This is a genomic window from Caulobacter sp. (genome assembly GCF_039596335.1).
GTDB lineage: Bacteria > Pseudomonadota > Alphaproteobacteria > Caulobacterales > Caulobacteraceae > Caulobacter.
In genome coordinates this window covers 116,720-131,769 of the sequence record NZ_JBCNJZ010000009.1, presented here as the reverse complement: position 1 = coordinate 131,769, position 15,050 = coordinate 116,720, and the positions used below count along the sequence as shown (strand labels likewise).

General features: G+C 68.5%; 12 protein-coding genes. 2 read left to right on the top strand and 10 right to left on the bottom strand.

The window, feature by feature from the left end; all coding sequences use genetic code 11:
• Window positions 1-50: 50 nt before the first annotated feature.
• Window positions 51-491 (top strand): SRPBCC domain-containing protein, encoded by a 441-nt coding sequence (locus ABDW31_RS19435; protein ID WP_184722018.1) that lies wholly within the window; start codon window positions 51-53, stop codon window positions 489-491.
• A gap of 41 nt (window positions 492-532) precedes the next feature.
• Here ABDW31_RS19435 and clpB read toward each other — a convergent pair whose 3' ends face one another.
• The 7 genes from clpB to prmC form a co-directional block, all read right to left on the bottom strand.
• A complete protein-coding gene (gene clpB / locus ABDW31_RS19430) occupies window positions 533-3,127 on the bottom strand; it encodes an ATP-dependent chaperone ClpB (protein ID WP_184722021.1) in 2,595 nt (864 codons plus the stop codon).
• 104 nt (window positions 3,128-3,231) lie between these two features.
• Complete coding sequence (locus tag ABDW31_RS19425; protein ID WP_184722024.1) at window positions 3,232-3,999, bottom strand: M48 family metallopeptidase; 768 nt, start codon at window positions 3,997-3,999, stop codon at window positions 3,232-3,234.
• Between the two features lie 74 nt (window positions 4,000-4,073).
• Window positions 4,074-4,664: a DUF4893 domain-containing protein gene (locus ABDW31_RS19420; protein WP_343699434.1), complete on the bottom strand. Its 591-nt coding sequence runs from the start codon at window positions 4,662-4,664 to the stop codon at window positions 4,074-4,076.
• A 55-nt stretch (window positions 4,665-4,719) separates the two neighbouring features.
• Entirely contained in the window at window positions 4,720-5,502 is a 783-nt protein-coding gene (locus tag ABDW31_RS19415; RefSeq protein ID WP_184722029.1) for a sialate O-acetylesterase, read from the bottom strand.
• Entirely contained in the window at window positions 5,499-6,740 is a 1,242-nt protein-coding gene (locus ABDW31_RS19410) for an SGNH/GDSL hydrolase family protein (RefSeq protein ID WP_184722032.1), read from the bottom strand. Before ABDW31_RS19410 ends, ABDW31_RS19415 begins: the two co-directional genes overlap by 4 nt.
• A 99-nt stretch (window positions 6,741-6,839) precedes the next feature.
• Window positions 6,840-7,976, bottom strand: a complete 1,137-nt coding sequence (locus ABDW31_RS19405) for a DUF4167 domain-containing protein (protein WP_184722036.1) — start codon at window positions 7,974-7,976, stop codon at window positions 6,840-6,842.
• 244 nt (window positions 7,977-8,220) lie between these two features.
• Window positions 8,221-9,090, bottom strand: coding sequence for a peptide chain release factor N(5)-glutamine methyltransferase (gene prmC / locus ABDW31_RS19400; protein ID WP_184722039.1), 870 nt, complete (start codon window positions 9,088-9,090; stop codon window positions 8,221-8,223).
• A gap of 41 nt (window positions 9,091-9,131) precedes the next feature.
• Between prmC and ABDW31_RS19395 the strand changes: the two genes are divergently transcribed.
• Window positions 9,132-9,860, top strand: coding sequence for an alpha/beta hydrolase (locus ABDW31_RS19395; protein WP_221444739.1), 729 nt, complete (start codon window positions 9,132-9,134; stop codon window positions 9,858-9,860).
• A 156-nt stretch (window positions 9,861-10,016) separates the two neighbouring features.
• On the opposite strand, the gene ABDW31_RS19390 is transcribed toward ABDW31_RS19395, so the two are convergent.
• From ABDW31_RS19390 to ABDW31_RS19380, 3 genes are all read right to left on the bottom strand, one after another.
• Window positions 10,017-12,713 carry a TonB-dependent receptor gene (locus ABDW31_RS19390; RefSeq protein ID WP_184722042.1) on the bottom strand — a complete coding sequence of 899 codons (2,697 nt, stop codon included), beginning with the start codon at window positions 12,711-12,713 and terminating at the stop codon, window positions 10,017-10,019.
• A 117-nt stretch (window positions 12,714-12,830) separates the two neighbouring features.
• Window positions 12,831-13,631 carry a response regulator gene (locus ABDW31_RS19385; protein WP_184722045.1) on the bottom strand — a complete coding sequence of 267 codons (801 nt, stop codon included), beginning with the start codon at window positions 13,629-13,631 and terminating at the stop codon, window positions 12,831-12,833.
• A 76-nt stretch (window positions 13,632-13,707) separates the two neighbouring features.
• Complete coding sequence (locus tag ABDW31_RS19380; protein ID WP_343699433.1) at window positions 13,708-14,856, bottom strand: hypothetical protein; 1,149 nt, start codon at window positions 14,854-14,856, stop codon at window positions 13,708-13,710.
• Between the last annotated feature and the right edge of the window lie 194 nt (window positions 14,857-15,050).

Sequence of the window (15,050 nt, the reverse complement as noted above, 5' to 3'; positions counted from 1 at the left end):
AACGCCATTAGGCCGGCGCGCCCTGCGCCGGTCGCCGGAGAGTCATGCCCATGTTCGACATTTTGCACCGCGTCGGGATCAAGGCCCCGCTGGCCGACGTCCATGCCGCCCTTACCCAGGTCGACCGCCTGGCCGGCTGGTGGACCACCGACACCACCGGCGAGGGCCAGGCCGGCGGCGCGCTGGCCTTCAAGTTCGGCGAGCGCGGCTTCATCGACGTGAAGGTGCTGGCCGACCAGCCCGACCGCATCCTGTGGGAAGTCACCGATGGTCCGCCCGAATGGATCGGCTCGCGCATCGTCTGGGCGCCGAATGTGTCAGGCGACTGGACGGTGGTGATGTTCAGCCACACCGGCTGGCGCGAGCCGGTCGAGTTCATGCACGACTGCTCGACCAAGTGGGCGCTGTTCCTGATGAGCCTGAAGTCCCTGCTCGAGACCGGCAAGGGCCAGCCCTGGCCCGACGAGATCTCGATCGGCGACTGGGACTAGATGCAAAAGGGCCACTCCTTCCGGAGCGGCCCTCATCGCTTCTATTGCAGCGTCGCCTTTCCGAACGACAGGCCGCCATCCTCGACCCCGACGGCAATGACGCCGCCGTCCTCGATCTCGCCGGCCAGTAGGCGGCGGGCGATCGGGTCGACCAGTTCCTTCTGGATCACGCGCTTCAACGGACGCGCGCCATAGACCGGGTCATAGCCCTTGTCGGCGATCCAGTTCAGGGCCTCCGCATCGATCGACATCGTCATGCGACGGTCGGCCAGCAGCTTCTCGACCCGCTGCAGCTGGATGCGGACGATATCGTTCATGTGCGGTCGCGACAGGCGCTTGAACAGGATGATCTCGTCGATCCGGTTGAGGAACTCGGGGCGGAAATGACCGCGCACCGTGCCCATCACCAGCGGCCGGACGGCTTCCACGTCGGCACTTTCCCCATTTGGGCCCTCTTCCTGATTGGCCAGGAATTCGGCGCCGAGGTTGCTGGTCATGATGATCAGCGTGTTGCGGAAGTCGACCGTGCGGCCCTGGCCATCGGTCAGGCGACCGTCGTCCAGCACCTGCAGCAGCACATTGAAGACGTCCGGGTGGGCCTTCTCGATCTCGTCGAACAGCACCACCTGGTACGGACGGCGACGGACAGCCTCGGTCAGCGCCCCGCCCTCGTCGTAGCCGACATAGCCGGGAGGCGCGCCGATCAGACGGCTGACCGAGTGCTTTTCCATATACTCGGACATGTCCATCCGGGTGATGGCGTGCTCGTCGGCGAACAGGAACTCGGCCAGGCTCTTGGTCAGCTCGGTCTTGCCCACGCCCGTCGGACCCAGGAACAGGAACGAGCCGATCGGCTTGGACGGATCCTGCAGGCCGGCCCGCGCGCGGCGAACGGCGTCGGACACGGCGACCAGCGCCTCGTCCTGGCCGACCACGCGACCGCGCAGCTCGTCCTCCATCTTCAGCAGCTTCTCGCGCTCGCCTTCCAGCATCTTCTCGACCGGCACACCGGTCCAGCGGCTGACGACGGCGGCGATCTGCTCGGCGTCGACGACTTCCGGCGTCAGGGCCTGGGTGTCGCCTTGCTCGGCTTCCTCCAGACGGCGCTCCAGGGCCGGGATTTCGCCGTACTGGATCTGACCGGCGCGGGCGAAGTCGCCGGCGCGCTGGGCGGTGGCGAGATCGGCGCGCAGACGGTCGAGGGCTTCACGGGCTTGCGCCGCACCGCCGACCTTCTCCTTCTCGGCCTTCCACTGGGCGGTCATCTCATCGCTGCGGAACTGCAGGTCCTCCACTTCGACTTCGAGGTTTTCGAGGCGCTGCCTCGAGGCGATGTCGGTTTCCTTCGACAGGGCCTCGCGCTCGATCTTCAGCTGCACCAGGCGGCGGTCGATCTCGTCCAGTTCCTCGGGCTTAGAGTCGATCGCCATGCGCACGCGGCTGGAGGCCTCGTCGACCAGGTCGATCGCCTTGTCCGGCAGGAAGCGGTCGGCGATGTAGCGGTTGCTGAGTGTCGCGGCGGCCACGATGGCGCTGTCGCTGATGCGCACCCCGTGGTGGACCTCGTACTTCTCCTTCAGGCCGCGCAGGATCGAGACGGTGTCCTCGACCGTCGGCTCGGTGACGAACACCGGCTGGAAGCGACGGGCCAGGGCCGCGTCCTTTTCGACGTGCTTGCGGTACTCGTCCAGCGTGGTGGCGCCGACGCAGTGCAGCTCGCCACGCGCCAGCGCGGGCTTGAGCAGGTTGGAGGCGTCCATCGCCCCGTCGCCCTTACCGGCGCCCACCAGCGTGTGCATCTCGTCGATGAACAGGATGATCGAGCCCTCGGCGGCCGTGACCTCGCCCAGGACCGCCTTCAGGCGCTCCTCGAACTCGCCGCGATATTTCGCGCCGGCGATCAGGCTGCCCATGTCGAGGGACAGCAGCTTCTTGTCTTTCAGGCTCTCGGGCACGTCGCCATTGATGATGCGCAGGGCCAGACCCTCGACAATGGCGGTCTTGCCGACGCCGGGCTCGCCGATCAGCACGGGGTTGTTCTTGGTGCGGCGCGACAGAACCTGGATCGTGCGGCGGATTTCCTCGTCGCGGCCGATCACGGGGTCCAGCTTGCCGTCGCGGGCCGCCGCCGTCAGGTCGCGGGCGTAGCGCTTGAGGGCCTCATAGCCTTCCTCGGCATTGGCGCTGTCGGCGGTGCGGCCCTTGCGCAGGGCGTTGGCGGCCGTTTCCAGGGCCTGGGCGCTGACGCCGGCTTCCTTGAACAGCTTGCCGGCCTCGCCGCCTTCCTTGGCGATGGCGATCAGCAGACGCTCGGTGGTGACGAAGGCGTCGCCCGCCGCCTTGGCGGACTTTTCGGCCTCGGCGAAGACGCGGGCGGTGTCGGGCTTCATGTACAGCTGGCCGCCGGCGCCGTCGACGCGCGGGGTCTTGGTCAGCAGGGTCTCGACGCCGCCGTCCAGCTGGTCAGGGCGGCCGCCGGCGCTCTGGATCAGGGCGCGGCTCAGGCCGTCCTTCTCCTCGAGCAGGACCTTGAGAATGTGTTCAGGCGCAAATTGCTGGTGGCCGCGAGCGAGCGCCAGGCTCTGAGCCGACTGAACGGCCTGTTTGGCGCGGTCCGAATAGAGGTCGATATTCATGGTCTAGAGTGTCCCCTTCCTAGGCGGATCCGGACCCGCCGCCTTCATCAAGCACGGCGGGTTCCAGAGGGGCATTTAGGTGTGGCTGATGGGCCACACAAGGCCTACCAGCCCTTGCTCGAAAGATAAGCCTCCAGCGCCTGGATCCGCACCGCGTCGGAGGGGTGGGTCGAGCTCAGCTCGCCGCCACCGGCCTTGCCCTGGGCGATGTCCAGGGCCTGCATGTTGCGCCACAGGGTCACCGCCTCGCGCGGGCGATAGCCGGCCCGCTGCATGTAGTCGACGCCCAGCTTGTCGGCCTCCAGCTCCTGCTTGCGCGAGAACGGCAGCAGCACGCCGAACTTGGCCGCGGAGCCGCCATGGTCCTTGACCAACCGGCCAAAGTCGCTGCTGCCCGCCGCCGCGCCGGCGATGCCCAGCAGGATGGCCGAGGTGCGCTGCTGCGAGATCCGCTCCGCGGCGTGGCGGGCGACGACGTGGCCGGCCTCGTGACCGATCACCGCCGCCAACTGGTCGTCGTTCTCCACCACGGCCAGCAGGCCGACCGTCACCCCGACATGGCCGCCGGGCAGCACGAAGGCGTTCGGCGCCTCGTCCAGGAACACCGCATAGTCCCAGGGTCGGTCGGCCATGCCCGCGGCCTCGATCACCCGCTGGCCGATGGCCCGCACCCGGCCCACCTTGATCGGCTCGCGCGAGATGTTGCCGCTGCGCAGGGTCTCGGCCCAGGCCTTCTCGCCCTCGGCCGCCAGATTGTCGTCGCCGACGATCAGCAATTGGTCGCGGCCCAGGTCGGCGTTGTAGGCGCAGCCGGACGCGGCGAACGCGACGGCCATCAGGAGGGGCAAGGTCAGTCGGTGAAGAAAGGCCATGGGCTCCGTCGGCTTTGTTTCAGACGTGAAACGCAGCCTTATCGCGCCGACCTTCCCTCAGGCAACCTGAGCCGTCAGCGACGCAGCTCCAGGATGTCCAGCTTGGACTCCTGCTGCGGCCACGGCAGTGCCAGCCGGTACTGGTTGGAGCCGACGCGCTCGAAGACGCCGACCTGGTCGCGCTCGGGGCTACGGCCGTACTCAGCGCGCCCCTCGTCGGTCCCCCAGGCCACCGCGCCCAGGAACACCAGGCGCTTGGCGGCGTCGGGATAGAGGTTGCCGGCCTGGCGCTGCGAGCCGGTGGTCTTTTCCAGGATCAGGTCGCCGCCCGGGGTCAGCGCGACGCGGCAGCGGAACCAGCCATAGGCGACATAGGAGAGGCCCGGCAGTTGCGAGCCTAGCTTGATGGTCCGGCAGCGATAGGTCCCCGGCGTCGGCTGCGGGCGAGCCAGGGAGACGCGCGGGTCGACCAGGGCGCCCAGGGCCCGAAGCTCGCGGCCATGACCGTCGCGGCGGGCGTCCGCCAGGGCCTCGCGCCAGGCCTCGTCCAGCCGCTCGATCCGCCGCACGTCCGACCGCTTGGCGTCGGCGCGCCAGTCGCCGGAGGCGGCCATGGCCGGAACGGCGGTCAGCAGGGACAGGGCGAGAACGGACGCGACGCGCATGGGCGGCTCCTGGGGTTTGCAGTCCGGGAACAACTCCCGAAGCCGGCCAGCGGTTCTACCGGCAGCCGGCGCGGCGCAGCTGGTCCATGGCCTGGGCCAGGCGCGGGCCGAGGTCGCGTTGGGCGGCGGTCGTCAGGTGCAGATCGTCGGGCTTCTTGGGCAGGCCCTTCGCCGAGACCATGGCGACGCAGGCTGGCAGCGGTCCAGCCTGGACCGCCTGGATCGCCGCCCAGCCGGGATAGGTCTTGGGCGCGCTGATCGCCGGCGACGGCGCGTCGGCCAGCTGGACGATGACGATCGGCAGGCGCTTGGCGCCCAGGTCGGCGCGGAAGTGGGTGACGAGGGTCTCGAACGAGGCCCGCCAGGCTTGCGCCGAGTCCGCCTGGCCGGCGTCGGTCTCGCCTTGGTACCAGAGCACGCCCCTGGGCTTGCCGCCGACCGCCCGGGCCCGGGCCAGGCACGAACCGTACAGGGTGTCGCGACCGCCGCCAGGCCTCCATTGCGCCATCGACGAACCGCCCTTGGCGCAGGGGACCAGCAGGATCGGCTTGGGCCGCAGGATGCGGGTGGCGCGGGCGAAGAACAGGCCGGGGCCCACGGCCGCCAGGCCGGCGTCGGACGAGACCGTGTCGACCTGGCCGGTCGCGTCGTCCAGCGGGTCCAGGGCCGGGCGGACCTGCTCGTCATTGCCATAGACCTGGATGCCCGGGTCGGCGGAGCGCTCCTCGGGGGTCAGTTCTTCCACCAGGCCGCGCCCGGACATGTTGGACTGGCCGGTCAGCAGATAGACGTCGGGCGCCGTCGTGACGGCCAGCGCCAGGGCCAGGGACGCGATCACTTGCGCGGGGCCAGCAGCGACAGCGGGACGGCCGCGGCCATGGCGCGATAGCCGGCCGGCGACGGGTGCAGCAGGTCACCGCTGTCGTACTCGGCCTTCAGGCGTTCGGGACGGACCGGATCGCGGGTGACGGCGTCGAAGTCGATCACCGCGTCGAAGGCGCCCGAGGTGCGGATCCACTGGTTGACCGCCTGGCGGTCGGCGTCGGCGTCCGCGTCGGAGCGATACACCTTGGTGCCGCCGAACGGCAGGATCGTCGTGCCGATCACCCGGACGCCCAGGCCATGCGCGCGCTCGATCACTTGGCGATAGCCGGTGATCAGGCCCTGAACGACGGCCTGGCGCTTCTCCGGCGTCACCGGCCCTTCGCGCGACAGGTTGCCGATGTCGTTGACGCCGATCAGCACGATCAGGGTCGTGACGCCCGGATGGGTCAGCACGTCGCGGTCCAGACGCGCCAGGCCGCTGGGGCTGTTGCCGTCGGTCAGCAGGCGGTTGCCGCCGATGCCGGCGTTGATCACCGACAGGTTGCGGGTGCGGGCATCGGCCTGCAGGCGCTCGGCCAGGACGTCGGGCCAGCGCTCGTCGACGTCCACCGCCGTGCCGGCCCCATCGGTGATCGAGTCGCCGAAGGTCGCGATGGCGCTCACCCTGGCGTTCTCGACCTCGATCCCGGCCAGCTGCAGCCATTGCACGGTCCTGGTCGCGCCCGGCAGGTCGGCGGCGTCGGGCGCCGCGCCGGCGGCCAGGTAGCTGGTGGTGCGCGAGGCCCGGTGCTGGGTCGACAGGCTGGGCGGCGCGGGGAGTTGCAGGCTGATAGCCAGGCGATCCAGGGCCTTGGCCGGCAGAGCGATCGGATCGGACAGATAGACCGCCCCGGCCGGGATGGTGACGCCGTCACGGCCGTCAAAGGTCACCTTGCGGTCGCTGCCTGCGACGATGGCGGCGCTGGCCCGCGTGGTCGACAGCGCCACGTGGGCGGCGTCGATGCGCAGCGGCGCAGTCCCGAAGGCGTTGGAGAGGCGCAGGCGCACGCGCGGCCCGCCGGCGGTCAGGCGCACGACCTGGCGCAGCACGAACGGACCTTGCGGGAACGGCGGCGGCTTGTCGGGCTCGGCCGCGACCACCGCCGTCGACCAGGCGCTGACCCAGGGCCCGCGCCGCTCGGCCGCACTGGGGTTCGCCGTCGCCAGCACCAGGGCGCCCGCCAGCGTCAGGATCCGCAACGCCTGTTTCATGGAAACTCCCCAACCGAACTTGGCCGGGAGCTTAGGCGCCGCCCAAAGAAAAAGGGAGCCGCTTTCACGGCTCCCTTTCGAACTTCAAGCGTCCGAGGCTCAGGCCTCTTCCGACTCCGACGGGGCCGGAGCCCCCTCGCCCGCCTCGAAGCTGCGCGGGGCGCGGCGACGGCGGGGCTTCTTGACCTCTTCGCCGCCTTCGGCGGCAGCGGGGGCCGGGGCCTCCTCGGCCGGCGCGGAGCGGGTCTTGCGGCCCAGGAAGGCCGGCGCTTCGCTGACGGCGCCGTCCTGGCCGCGCAGCAGAGGCGAACCCTCGCTGGCCGGGGCTTCGCTGGCGGTCGGCAACGGCGAGGCTTCCGGCTCGATCACGGCCATCGGGTCGCGTTCGCCGCGCGGCTGCCAGTCACGGTCACGATCGCGGTTGCGTTCGCGGCGCGGGCGGCGGCCCTCGCGGAATTCACCTTCGCCCTGCGGCTGGTCGCCCTCGGCGGCCACTCGATCTTCACGGGGGCGGTCTTCGCGGGGACGGTCATCACGAGGCCGATCATCACGCGGGCGATCGTCGCGCGGACGGTCGTCACGGTCGCGGAAGCGGTCCTCACGCGGGCGGTCGTCGCGAGGACGATCATCGCGCGGACGATCATCACGGGGACGGTCGTCGCGGTTGCGGTCCCGATCGCGGTCGTCGCGGTCGCGCCAGCGGTCGCGGCGGCCTTCGCCGTCACGGTTGTCGCGATTGCGATCGCGGTCACGATCCCGGTCGCGGTCGCGGTCGCGGTTGCGATCGCGGTCACGGCCTTCGAAGCGGTCGCGGCGCTGTTCCCCGCCTTCACCGCCCTCGACGCCTTCGCCCGACTGGCCCTCGGCCGGAGCCGGGGTCTCGACGGCTTCGACTTCTTCCGGCTCGGCCTCGAAGTCGATCTCGTAGGCGGCGTAGACGTCCTTGCCGATGATGTCGGACACCGCCCGATTCGGCTGGATGGCGCGCAGGACACGGAAATAGTGCTCCGCGTGCTGCAGGTAGTTCTCGGCCAGCACGCGGTCGCCGGACGACGTCGCGTCGCGCGCCAGCTGCTGGTACTTTTCATAGACGCTCTGGGCCGCGCCGCGCACCTTCACGCCTTCCGGACCGTTCGAATCGAACGCGCGGTTGGCGTTGTGCTGCTGAGGCTTGCCACCGCTGCCACCGCGATTGTTGCGGCCGCGCTGGCGCTTCATGCCCTTGAAATCTCTCATGGTCTTCTTCTGAACCTGTCCGGAGGTCAGTCTTGTGCTGGCGCATCCGGCCTTGCTGGTCTCTGGGCGGGTCGAACCCTGGTAGGCATCAGAGACACTGGTTTCCGTAGAGCCCCCCACCCTGTCGTTCGGCGCGACGACCGGCGGACCGGGAGCGCCTGCCGGGGGAGCCTGGCGAACGTCAGCGACGCTCGTCTTTCCCGTCACCCGGCGATCTGGAAGGAGACAAGACTCGTCTAACGGTTCACGCCCCGGTTTCCAAGGGATTTTTCACCCCCGTGACAACGCGGTCGTGGGTGGACAGGTCCTTGACCGTCCGGACCTGCTGGGCGCCCGCCTCGCGGAACAGGGCCTCGACGTCCGCCGACTGGTCGTAGCCGATCTCGACGGCGAACATGCCGGCGGGCTTGAGCACCCGCAGGATTTCGGGGGCCAGCAGGCGATAGGCGTCCAGGCCGTCCTCGCCGCCGTCCAGGGCAAGGCGCGGTTCGTGGTCGCGAACCTCCGGCTCCAGGGTCTCGATGACCTTGGACGGGATGTAGGGCGGGTTGGAGACCACCAGGTCGAAGCTGGCGTCGCCCAGGCCAGCGGTCCAGTCGCCGTGCATGAAGGCGGCGCGGTTGTTGAGGTCCAGGTTGGCGGCGTTCTCGCGGGCCACGGCCAGGGCGTCGTCCGAGGCGTCGATGCCCAGGCCCTTGGCGGCCGGGCGCTCGGCCAGCACCGCCAGCAGGATGGTGCCCGAGCCCACGCCCAGGTCCAGCATCGAGAAGCCCATCTGCTCGGGATAGGCCTTCAGCACCTCGTCGACGATGACCTCGGTCTCGGGACGCGGGGTCAGGACGTTCTTGTTCACCTGCAGCAGGATCTTCCAGAAGCCCTTGCGGCCGATGATGTGGCTGACCGGCTCGCGCTTGGCGCGGCGCTCCAGATAGTCGTTCAGGGTCGCGACCTGCTCTTCGGTCAGCTCGCGATAGGGATCGGTGACGATCTCGGTGCGGGTGACATTGGCGGCCACCTCCAGCATCAGGCGCGCGTCGATGGACGGCTGATCGATGCCGGCGTCCTTCAGACGATCCTTGGCGGCGGTCCAGGCTTTCACGAGAGTCAGGGTCATGCGGCGGGTTTAGCGCTTCGAGCGGCCGCGCGAAACGGCTAATGGTCGCGACCATGACCGCCGCCCTGCCCCAACTCATCCTGCTTCCCGGCCTGCTCAACGACGCCGAGCTATGGCGCGACCAGATCGAAGGCCTGTCTGACGTCGCCCGCTGCTGGGTCCCGGACCTGACCCAGGGCGAGACCATCCATGAGCTGGCCACGAGCGTGCTGGCGCAGGCCGAGCCGACCTTCGCCCTGGCCGGCTTCTCGATGGGCGGCTACGTCGCCCAGGAGATCGCCCGCCTGGCGCCGGAGCGCATCGAGCGCCTGGCCCTGCTGGACACCGCCATCCGGGTCGACACGCCCGAGCGCGCCGCCCAGCGCCGGGCGCTGAACAAGGCCGCCGCCAAGGGCGGCACGTTCCTGGGCATCGGCCAGGCCATTCTGAAGAGCTATGTCGACGCCTCGCGCCTGGACGACGCCGACCTGACCGGCCGCATCGTCGAGATGACCCAGCGCCTGGGCCGCGAGGTTTTCCTGCGCCAGAACAGCCTGGAGCGCGAGGACGGTGAGGCCGCCCTGAAGGCCCTGCGCGTGCCGAAGGTGATCATCTGCGGCGAGAACGACCAGATCACGCCGGCCGAGGGCCACCGCGAGATGGCGCGAGCGATCGGCTGCACGCACCTTCTGATCATACCCGACACCGGCCACATGACACCGATGGAGGCCCCCGGCTCGGTCAACGGCGCGCTGCGCCACTGGCTGGCCCGCCCCGCCAGCCACCGCTAGGGGGCAAAGAAAAACCTCCCCGGATCGCTCCGGGGAGGTTCTGGTCGAGCCTGGTGTCTACCCAGCCCCGGGGCCTTTCTGACTAAGAAAGGCCCCGATGTCTTTTGCCCGGAGCGCGTCCGGGCGGCGAACCGCCCACACTTCGCCTGACGCGCTCTAGAAGTTGAAGCGCACGCCGCCGACGAAGCGACGACCGAACTTCTCGTACTCGATCGGATAGCGCGACTGGTCGCCGTAGCGGCGCGAACCCTGGTTGGTCAGGTTGCTGGCGTCGAAGAACATCTCGACGTTCTTGTTGACCCGGTAGCGGGCCGAGAAGTCCAGCTCCTCGTCGCTATCCCAGAAGATGTCGCCGTTGTCGGTCGGATAGGTTCCGCCGTTGATGACCCGATAGGCGCCGACCGACTGACCCCATGGGGTGCGGTACTGGTAGGCCAGACGCAGGGTCATGCCGTACTTTTCGTAGATGGCCTGGACGTTGTAGACGGCGTCCGAGGTGCCCAGCACCGAGATGGTGCGGGCCGGCACGCCGCCGACCGACGGCAGGTCCACTTCCGACGAGGTCCAGGTGCCCGACAGACGGGCGCCGAAGCCGCCCAGCCAGCTGGGCAGGTTGCGCTCCTGGACGAAGGTTTCGGCGGTGCCGCTGAAGAACAGCTCCAGGCCCTTCAGGTGGCCCGAGCCGGCGTTGCCGATGCCGCTGTAGTCATAGGCCGAACGATCGATGCCGCCGCTGTTGAGCGAGGTGTCGCCGAACACGCGCGAGGTCTGGACCAGAACGTCCTTCAGGTCCTTGTAGAACACGCCCGCCGAGAAGAACGTCTCGCGACCGGCGTACCATTCCAGATAGGTGTCCAGGCCGACCTGACGCTCGGGCTTGGCGTCCGGGTTGCCGCCCGAAACCGTCATCGCCGAGTCGTTGTAGGTGAAGTTCGGACGCAGGTCGTCGAAGTCGGCGCGCGAGGCCGAGGTGGTGACGCCAACGCGCAGCTTCAGGTCTTCGCGCAGGTTCCAGTTCACATGGGCGCTGGGATAGAACAGCGTCATGTCGTTCTTGGTCTTCACCAGGCCCAGGCCGGTGACATAGGCCTGCCCGTGGTTCTGGATGTGCTCGGCGCGCACGCCGTAGACCATGTTACCCCAGCCGAAACGGGTCGTGCCCATCACGTAACCGGCGGTGATCGTCTCGCCCACACGCCAGTAGTTGGCGGTCGTGTCGTTCTTGGTGGCCGTGCCGTTGGCGACGAGGCCGTCGACGAACGCCGTCGTCGTGTCCTTGTCGGTGTAGCGGAAGGTGTAGTTGAGGTTCTGGCTGCCCAGATACTCGATGTTGCTGGCGAACTGCGCCCAGGTCGGCACGCCCGAACCCGAGAAGTTGCGGGTGAAGCTGCTCTCGCGCGACTTCTTGGTGCGGTCGGTCCACAGGCCGCCGAACTCGAACTTGGTCTCGTGGCCGCCCAGCTCGGCTTCGTAATCGAAGTCGGCCTTGGCGGTGTAGGCGTTGGTGAAGTCACCGCCCTTGAGGTTGCCGGCGCTGGTCATCGGGAACTGGAAGTCCTCGATGTTCATCACCTGGGCGCCGCGGGTGCGGGCGCCGGTCACGCCGCCCGTCTGGAACAGCTTCACGGTGTTCACGTCGCCGTTGCGGAAATCGTACTCGACGGTCGGACGCAGCAGGAAGCTGGACGGGCTCTGGAAGGCGATCGTCACCGGGGTGTCGCGCCCGTCCTGGGTGAAGGTGTAGTTCAGGCGCCAGGTGGCGCTCAGCTTGTTCCACCGATGCTCACCGCCCAGGGTGTTGGTGGTCATCGCTTCCTTGGTGTCACGATAGTCGATGCGGGCGTTGATGCGCGCGCCGTAGGTCGTGCCGAAGGTCGGGTTGTTGCCGTTGACGTAGGCGGCGCTGGTGTAACCGTTGCCGGCGGCGTCCGTGCCTTGGTCCAGGCGGAAGATGAAGTTGTCGCGCAGCTCGTCGTCGTGGAAGTAGGTGTTGACGGTGCTGAAGAAGATCGAGTGGTTCTCGTCGAACTTGTAGTCCAGACGAACCGTGGCCGACATGTTCTCGCGGGTCAGGCGATAGTGCTTGTTCTCGTGCTCGCGCGCGAAGTGCTTGGTCGGGTAGGTCGTGTTGGCGAGATAGGGATCGGTTTCCCAGTTGTCGGTCGCCATTTCGCGCGAGTAGTACGAAGCTTGGGCCACGATGCCCAGCTTGTCGGCGAAGACATTGGAGTAGACGAGGTTGGCGTCGACTTCGTCGCCGCCGCCCAGCTTCACGCGGCCCAGACCCAGCTTGCCGTTGATGCGCTGGCCGTCATAGTCGAACGCGCGGCGCGTGCGGATGTCGACATTACCGGCGACGGTGTCGCCCGGCATCGACGGCACGATAGCCTTTTCGACGGTGATCAGGCTGGCGATGGCCGACGGGATGTTGTCGAAGCGGGTCGAACGGCCTTCCGGGCTGACGACGCTGAGGCCGTCGAACGACAGGGTCGTCCAGTACACCGGCGCGCCGCGCAGGTTGACGTAGCGGGCCTGGCCCTGGTCGCGCTCGACGGCGACGCCGGGCAGGCGGCCGATGGCGAAGGCGATGTTCTGGTCCGGCAAGGCGCCGACGGCGTCGGCCGACAGGACGCTGACCAGCGAGTCGGAATTCTTCTGGATCTGCAGGGCCACGGCCTGGCTCTCGGCCATGGGACGACGGCCGGTGACGACGATGTCGCTGACGGACGTGCTGTCGTCGTCGGGGCCGACGGTGGTCACTTCGGCTTGGGCGGCTCCCACGGCGGTCGCAGCGATGACGAGCGCGAGCGCGCTGACTCGGCGCAGCAGCGCCGTCTGTTGACGAATGGTCATGAAATTATCCCCGAGAACCCCTCGCTTTGCGCGATTGAAGGCCTCGAGCGGGCTGTTAACGGCTAGACGCGGCTAGTACGCGACAGTTCCACGACAGACTCGTGACAGTGAAGCTGGCTAGGCGGCGCGACCGCCTTCATCCGACATGAAGCCCATCAGGGCGTCGATGCGCTTGACCAGTTCGGCGCGGCCGGCGGGACCGGCCAGGTCCGAGCCCATGAACGTGCCCAGGGCCTCCGCGGCTTGAACCAGGCGGGGGTCCTTGACCGCCTCGCCCACGCGCTTGAGCTCCACCGCCTGGGCGGCCAGGGCGCGGCGGGCCTGGGCCGGATCGCTGTCCAGGGCCGTGGCGGCCGACTTGACGATGCGCAGGGCCTGGGAGAGGCGCGCGGCGGGCGTGCCGGCCGCGTCGGCCTTGCGCTTGCGAGGACCCTTGTAGTCGGCCGAGTTGAAGCGGCGGCGGTCGGGACCGACATAGGCCACGGCCTCGATCCAGTCGCGCGGCTTCAGGGTCACCGCTTCCAGGCGACGTTCCAGATCCTTGATCGTGAACGGCTTGCGCATGAACTCGTGCACGCCCGAATCGCGCGCCCCGAAGATCGTCTCGGCCGTGGCCTCGGCCGTGCACATGATGATCGGCGCCTCGCGGCAGGGCAGGTCGCTGCGGCGGATCTTGCGCGCGAAGGCCAGGCCGTCGACGCCCTGCTGGGCGTGCTCCAGGAAGATCAGCTGCGGATCGGTCGCCCGGGCCATGGCGTAGCCCTTCTCGGCGCTGGGCGCGGCGAACATCTGCACGGCGCCCAGCGGGCGCAGGTGTTCGGCCAGCAGGCGCGCGGTCGCGGGATTGGGGTCCACGACCAGCACACGCTGCACCTTGGAGGCGACACGCTGAAGAGTGCGCACGTTCCCGTCGAACACGGACCTGGGGCTCCTAAAATCTAGAGAAAGAGCATTAGGCCCAGATCGTAAAAAACGCCTTGATGATTTTCGGCCGTTAACTGGCCATGGGCACGGAGAGCCCGGCCTCGAAGTCCTGGAAGATGTCGATCGCCTCTTCGACGTCGACCGTCAGGGCTTCCCCTTGCGGGAAACGATAGCGCCAGTAGCTGGAGATGTGGGAGATCACCCCCACCCGCTCGCCAAGCGACAGGAACATTTCCGGCGCGCGCAGCAGGAACTCGCGGAAGGCCTTCGGGCGGCCGTTCTCGATCAGGTCCTCGAAGGCGTCATCATAGACCTTGAGCGTGCGCAGGATCGCCGAGCGCTCCACCAGCACCCCGCCCTGCAGGCGGCGGCGGGCGTCGTCGACATAGCGGCCGGTCTCGGCATCGCGATTGCCGGTCACCACCACGCGGCCCAGCTCCTGGCCCACCGTGGTCAGCTGCGGCCACAGGCGGGTCAGCATCCACTTGTAATAGAGGAAGCCCTTCCAGCTGAAGACGCCTTCCTTGAAGCTCTCGCCCTCCATGACCAGGGTCTGGCGCAGGGGCTCCAGGCGCTCGTCGACATCGGTGGACAGCAGGGCCTCGACCAGGCGGGCGGCATGGGCGCGACCGACGCCGCCGGCCCCGCGATAGGCCAGCTCGATCAGCCGCGAGATCTCCATGGTCACAAAGCCCTGCATGGCCTCGAGATCGGCCTGCGACAGGGCGAAATAGCAGTTGGCCACCATCACGCCGTGCTGGCGCAGGTGCTCGCGCATCAGGAACGGGTCCAGCGACGGCAGCATGTCGATCAGCCGCAGGGTCGCCAGGTCGCGGCTCATGTCGCCCGAGGCGTTGGTGGCCTCGATCACCAGGTCGGTCCAGCCCCGCTGGCCCACGAACACCGACTGGCCGCCCAGGCCCAGGTCCCGGCGGTCGAACGGAATGATGACCTTGGTCGCGGTCGGCCGCGCCTCGTCGAACAGGTAGAAGTCGTCGTTGCGCAGGCGGTGCTTCAGCACGATGGCGGTGTTCAGCACGCGATTGCGAAACAGCGGCGCCTGCAGGTACTCGGGCCGATGAGCGCCGTCGTTCTCGACCGCGATCAGGTTCAGAACGCGACTGGTCGAGGCCGTGCGTTCCAGCGCGCGCAGGCTGCGCATCACCCGATCAGCCTTGTTCAGCGGCTTCGGCTTGTGACGGCGCGCAAGTGCGGACACGGAACCCCCTAGGTCTGCAAGGGATCTTGGATAGGGCCAAGTCGGCTAACAAACGCTAACCAAGCGGCGTTCCGGCGGGTCGACGCAACCCAAAGTGGGCATTACCCACTCACCCCCAGGCTGCAAAGCGCCACAGTTTCGCCCGCACATCGTTATCTGGTGGAGCTTGGGCGCGGGGGCGCGAGAGGGACCAC

Bases quoted from the DNA above. Each gene is read 5' to 3' on its own strand.
- ABDW31_RS19435 (WP_184722018.1), top strand. From the start codon at position 51: ATGTTCGACATTTTGCACCGCGTCGGGATCAAGGCCCCGCTGGCCGAC.
- clpB (WP_184722021.1), bottom strand. From the start codon at position 3,127: ATGAATATCGACCTCTATTCGGACCGCGCCAAACAGGCCGTTCAGTCG.
- ABDW31_RS19425 (WP_184722024.1), bottom strand. From the start codon at position 3,999: ATGGCCTTTCTTCACCGACTGACCTTGCCCCTCCTGATGGCCGTCGCG.
- ABDW31_RS19420 (WP_343699434.1), bottom strand. From the start codon at position 4,664: ATGCGCGTCGCGTCCGTTCTCGCCCTGTCCCTGCTGACCGCCGTTCCG.
- ABDW31_RS19410 (WP_184722032.1), bottom strand. From the start codon at position 6,740: ATGAAACAGGCGTTGCGGATCCTGACGCTGGCGGGCGCCCTGGTGCTG.
- ABDW31_RS19405 (WP_184722036.1), bottom strand. From the start codon at position 7,976: ATGAGAGATTTCAAGGGCATGAAGCGCCAGCGCGGCCGCAACAATCGC.
- prmC (WP_184722039.1), bottom strand. From the start codon at position 9,090: ATGACCCTGACTCTCGTGAAAGCCTGGACCGCCGCCAAGGATCGTCTG.
- ABDW31_RS19395 (WP_221444739.1), top strand. From the start codon at position 9,132: ATGGTCGCGACCATGACCGCCGCCCTGCCCCAACTCATCCTGCTTCCC.
- ABDW31_RS19390 (WP_184722042.1), bottom strand. From the start codon at position 12,713: ATGACCATTCGTCAACAGACGGCGCTGCTGCGCCGAGTCAGCGCGCTC.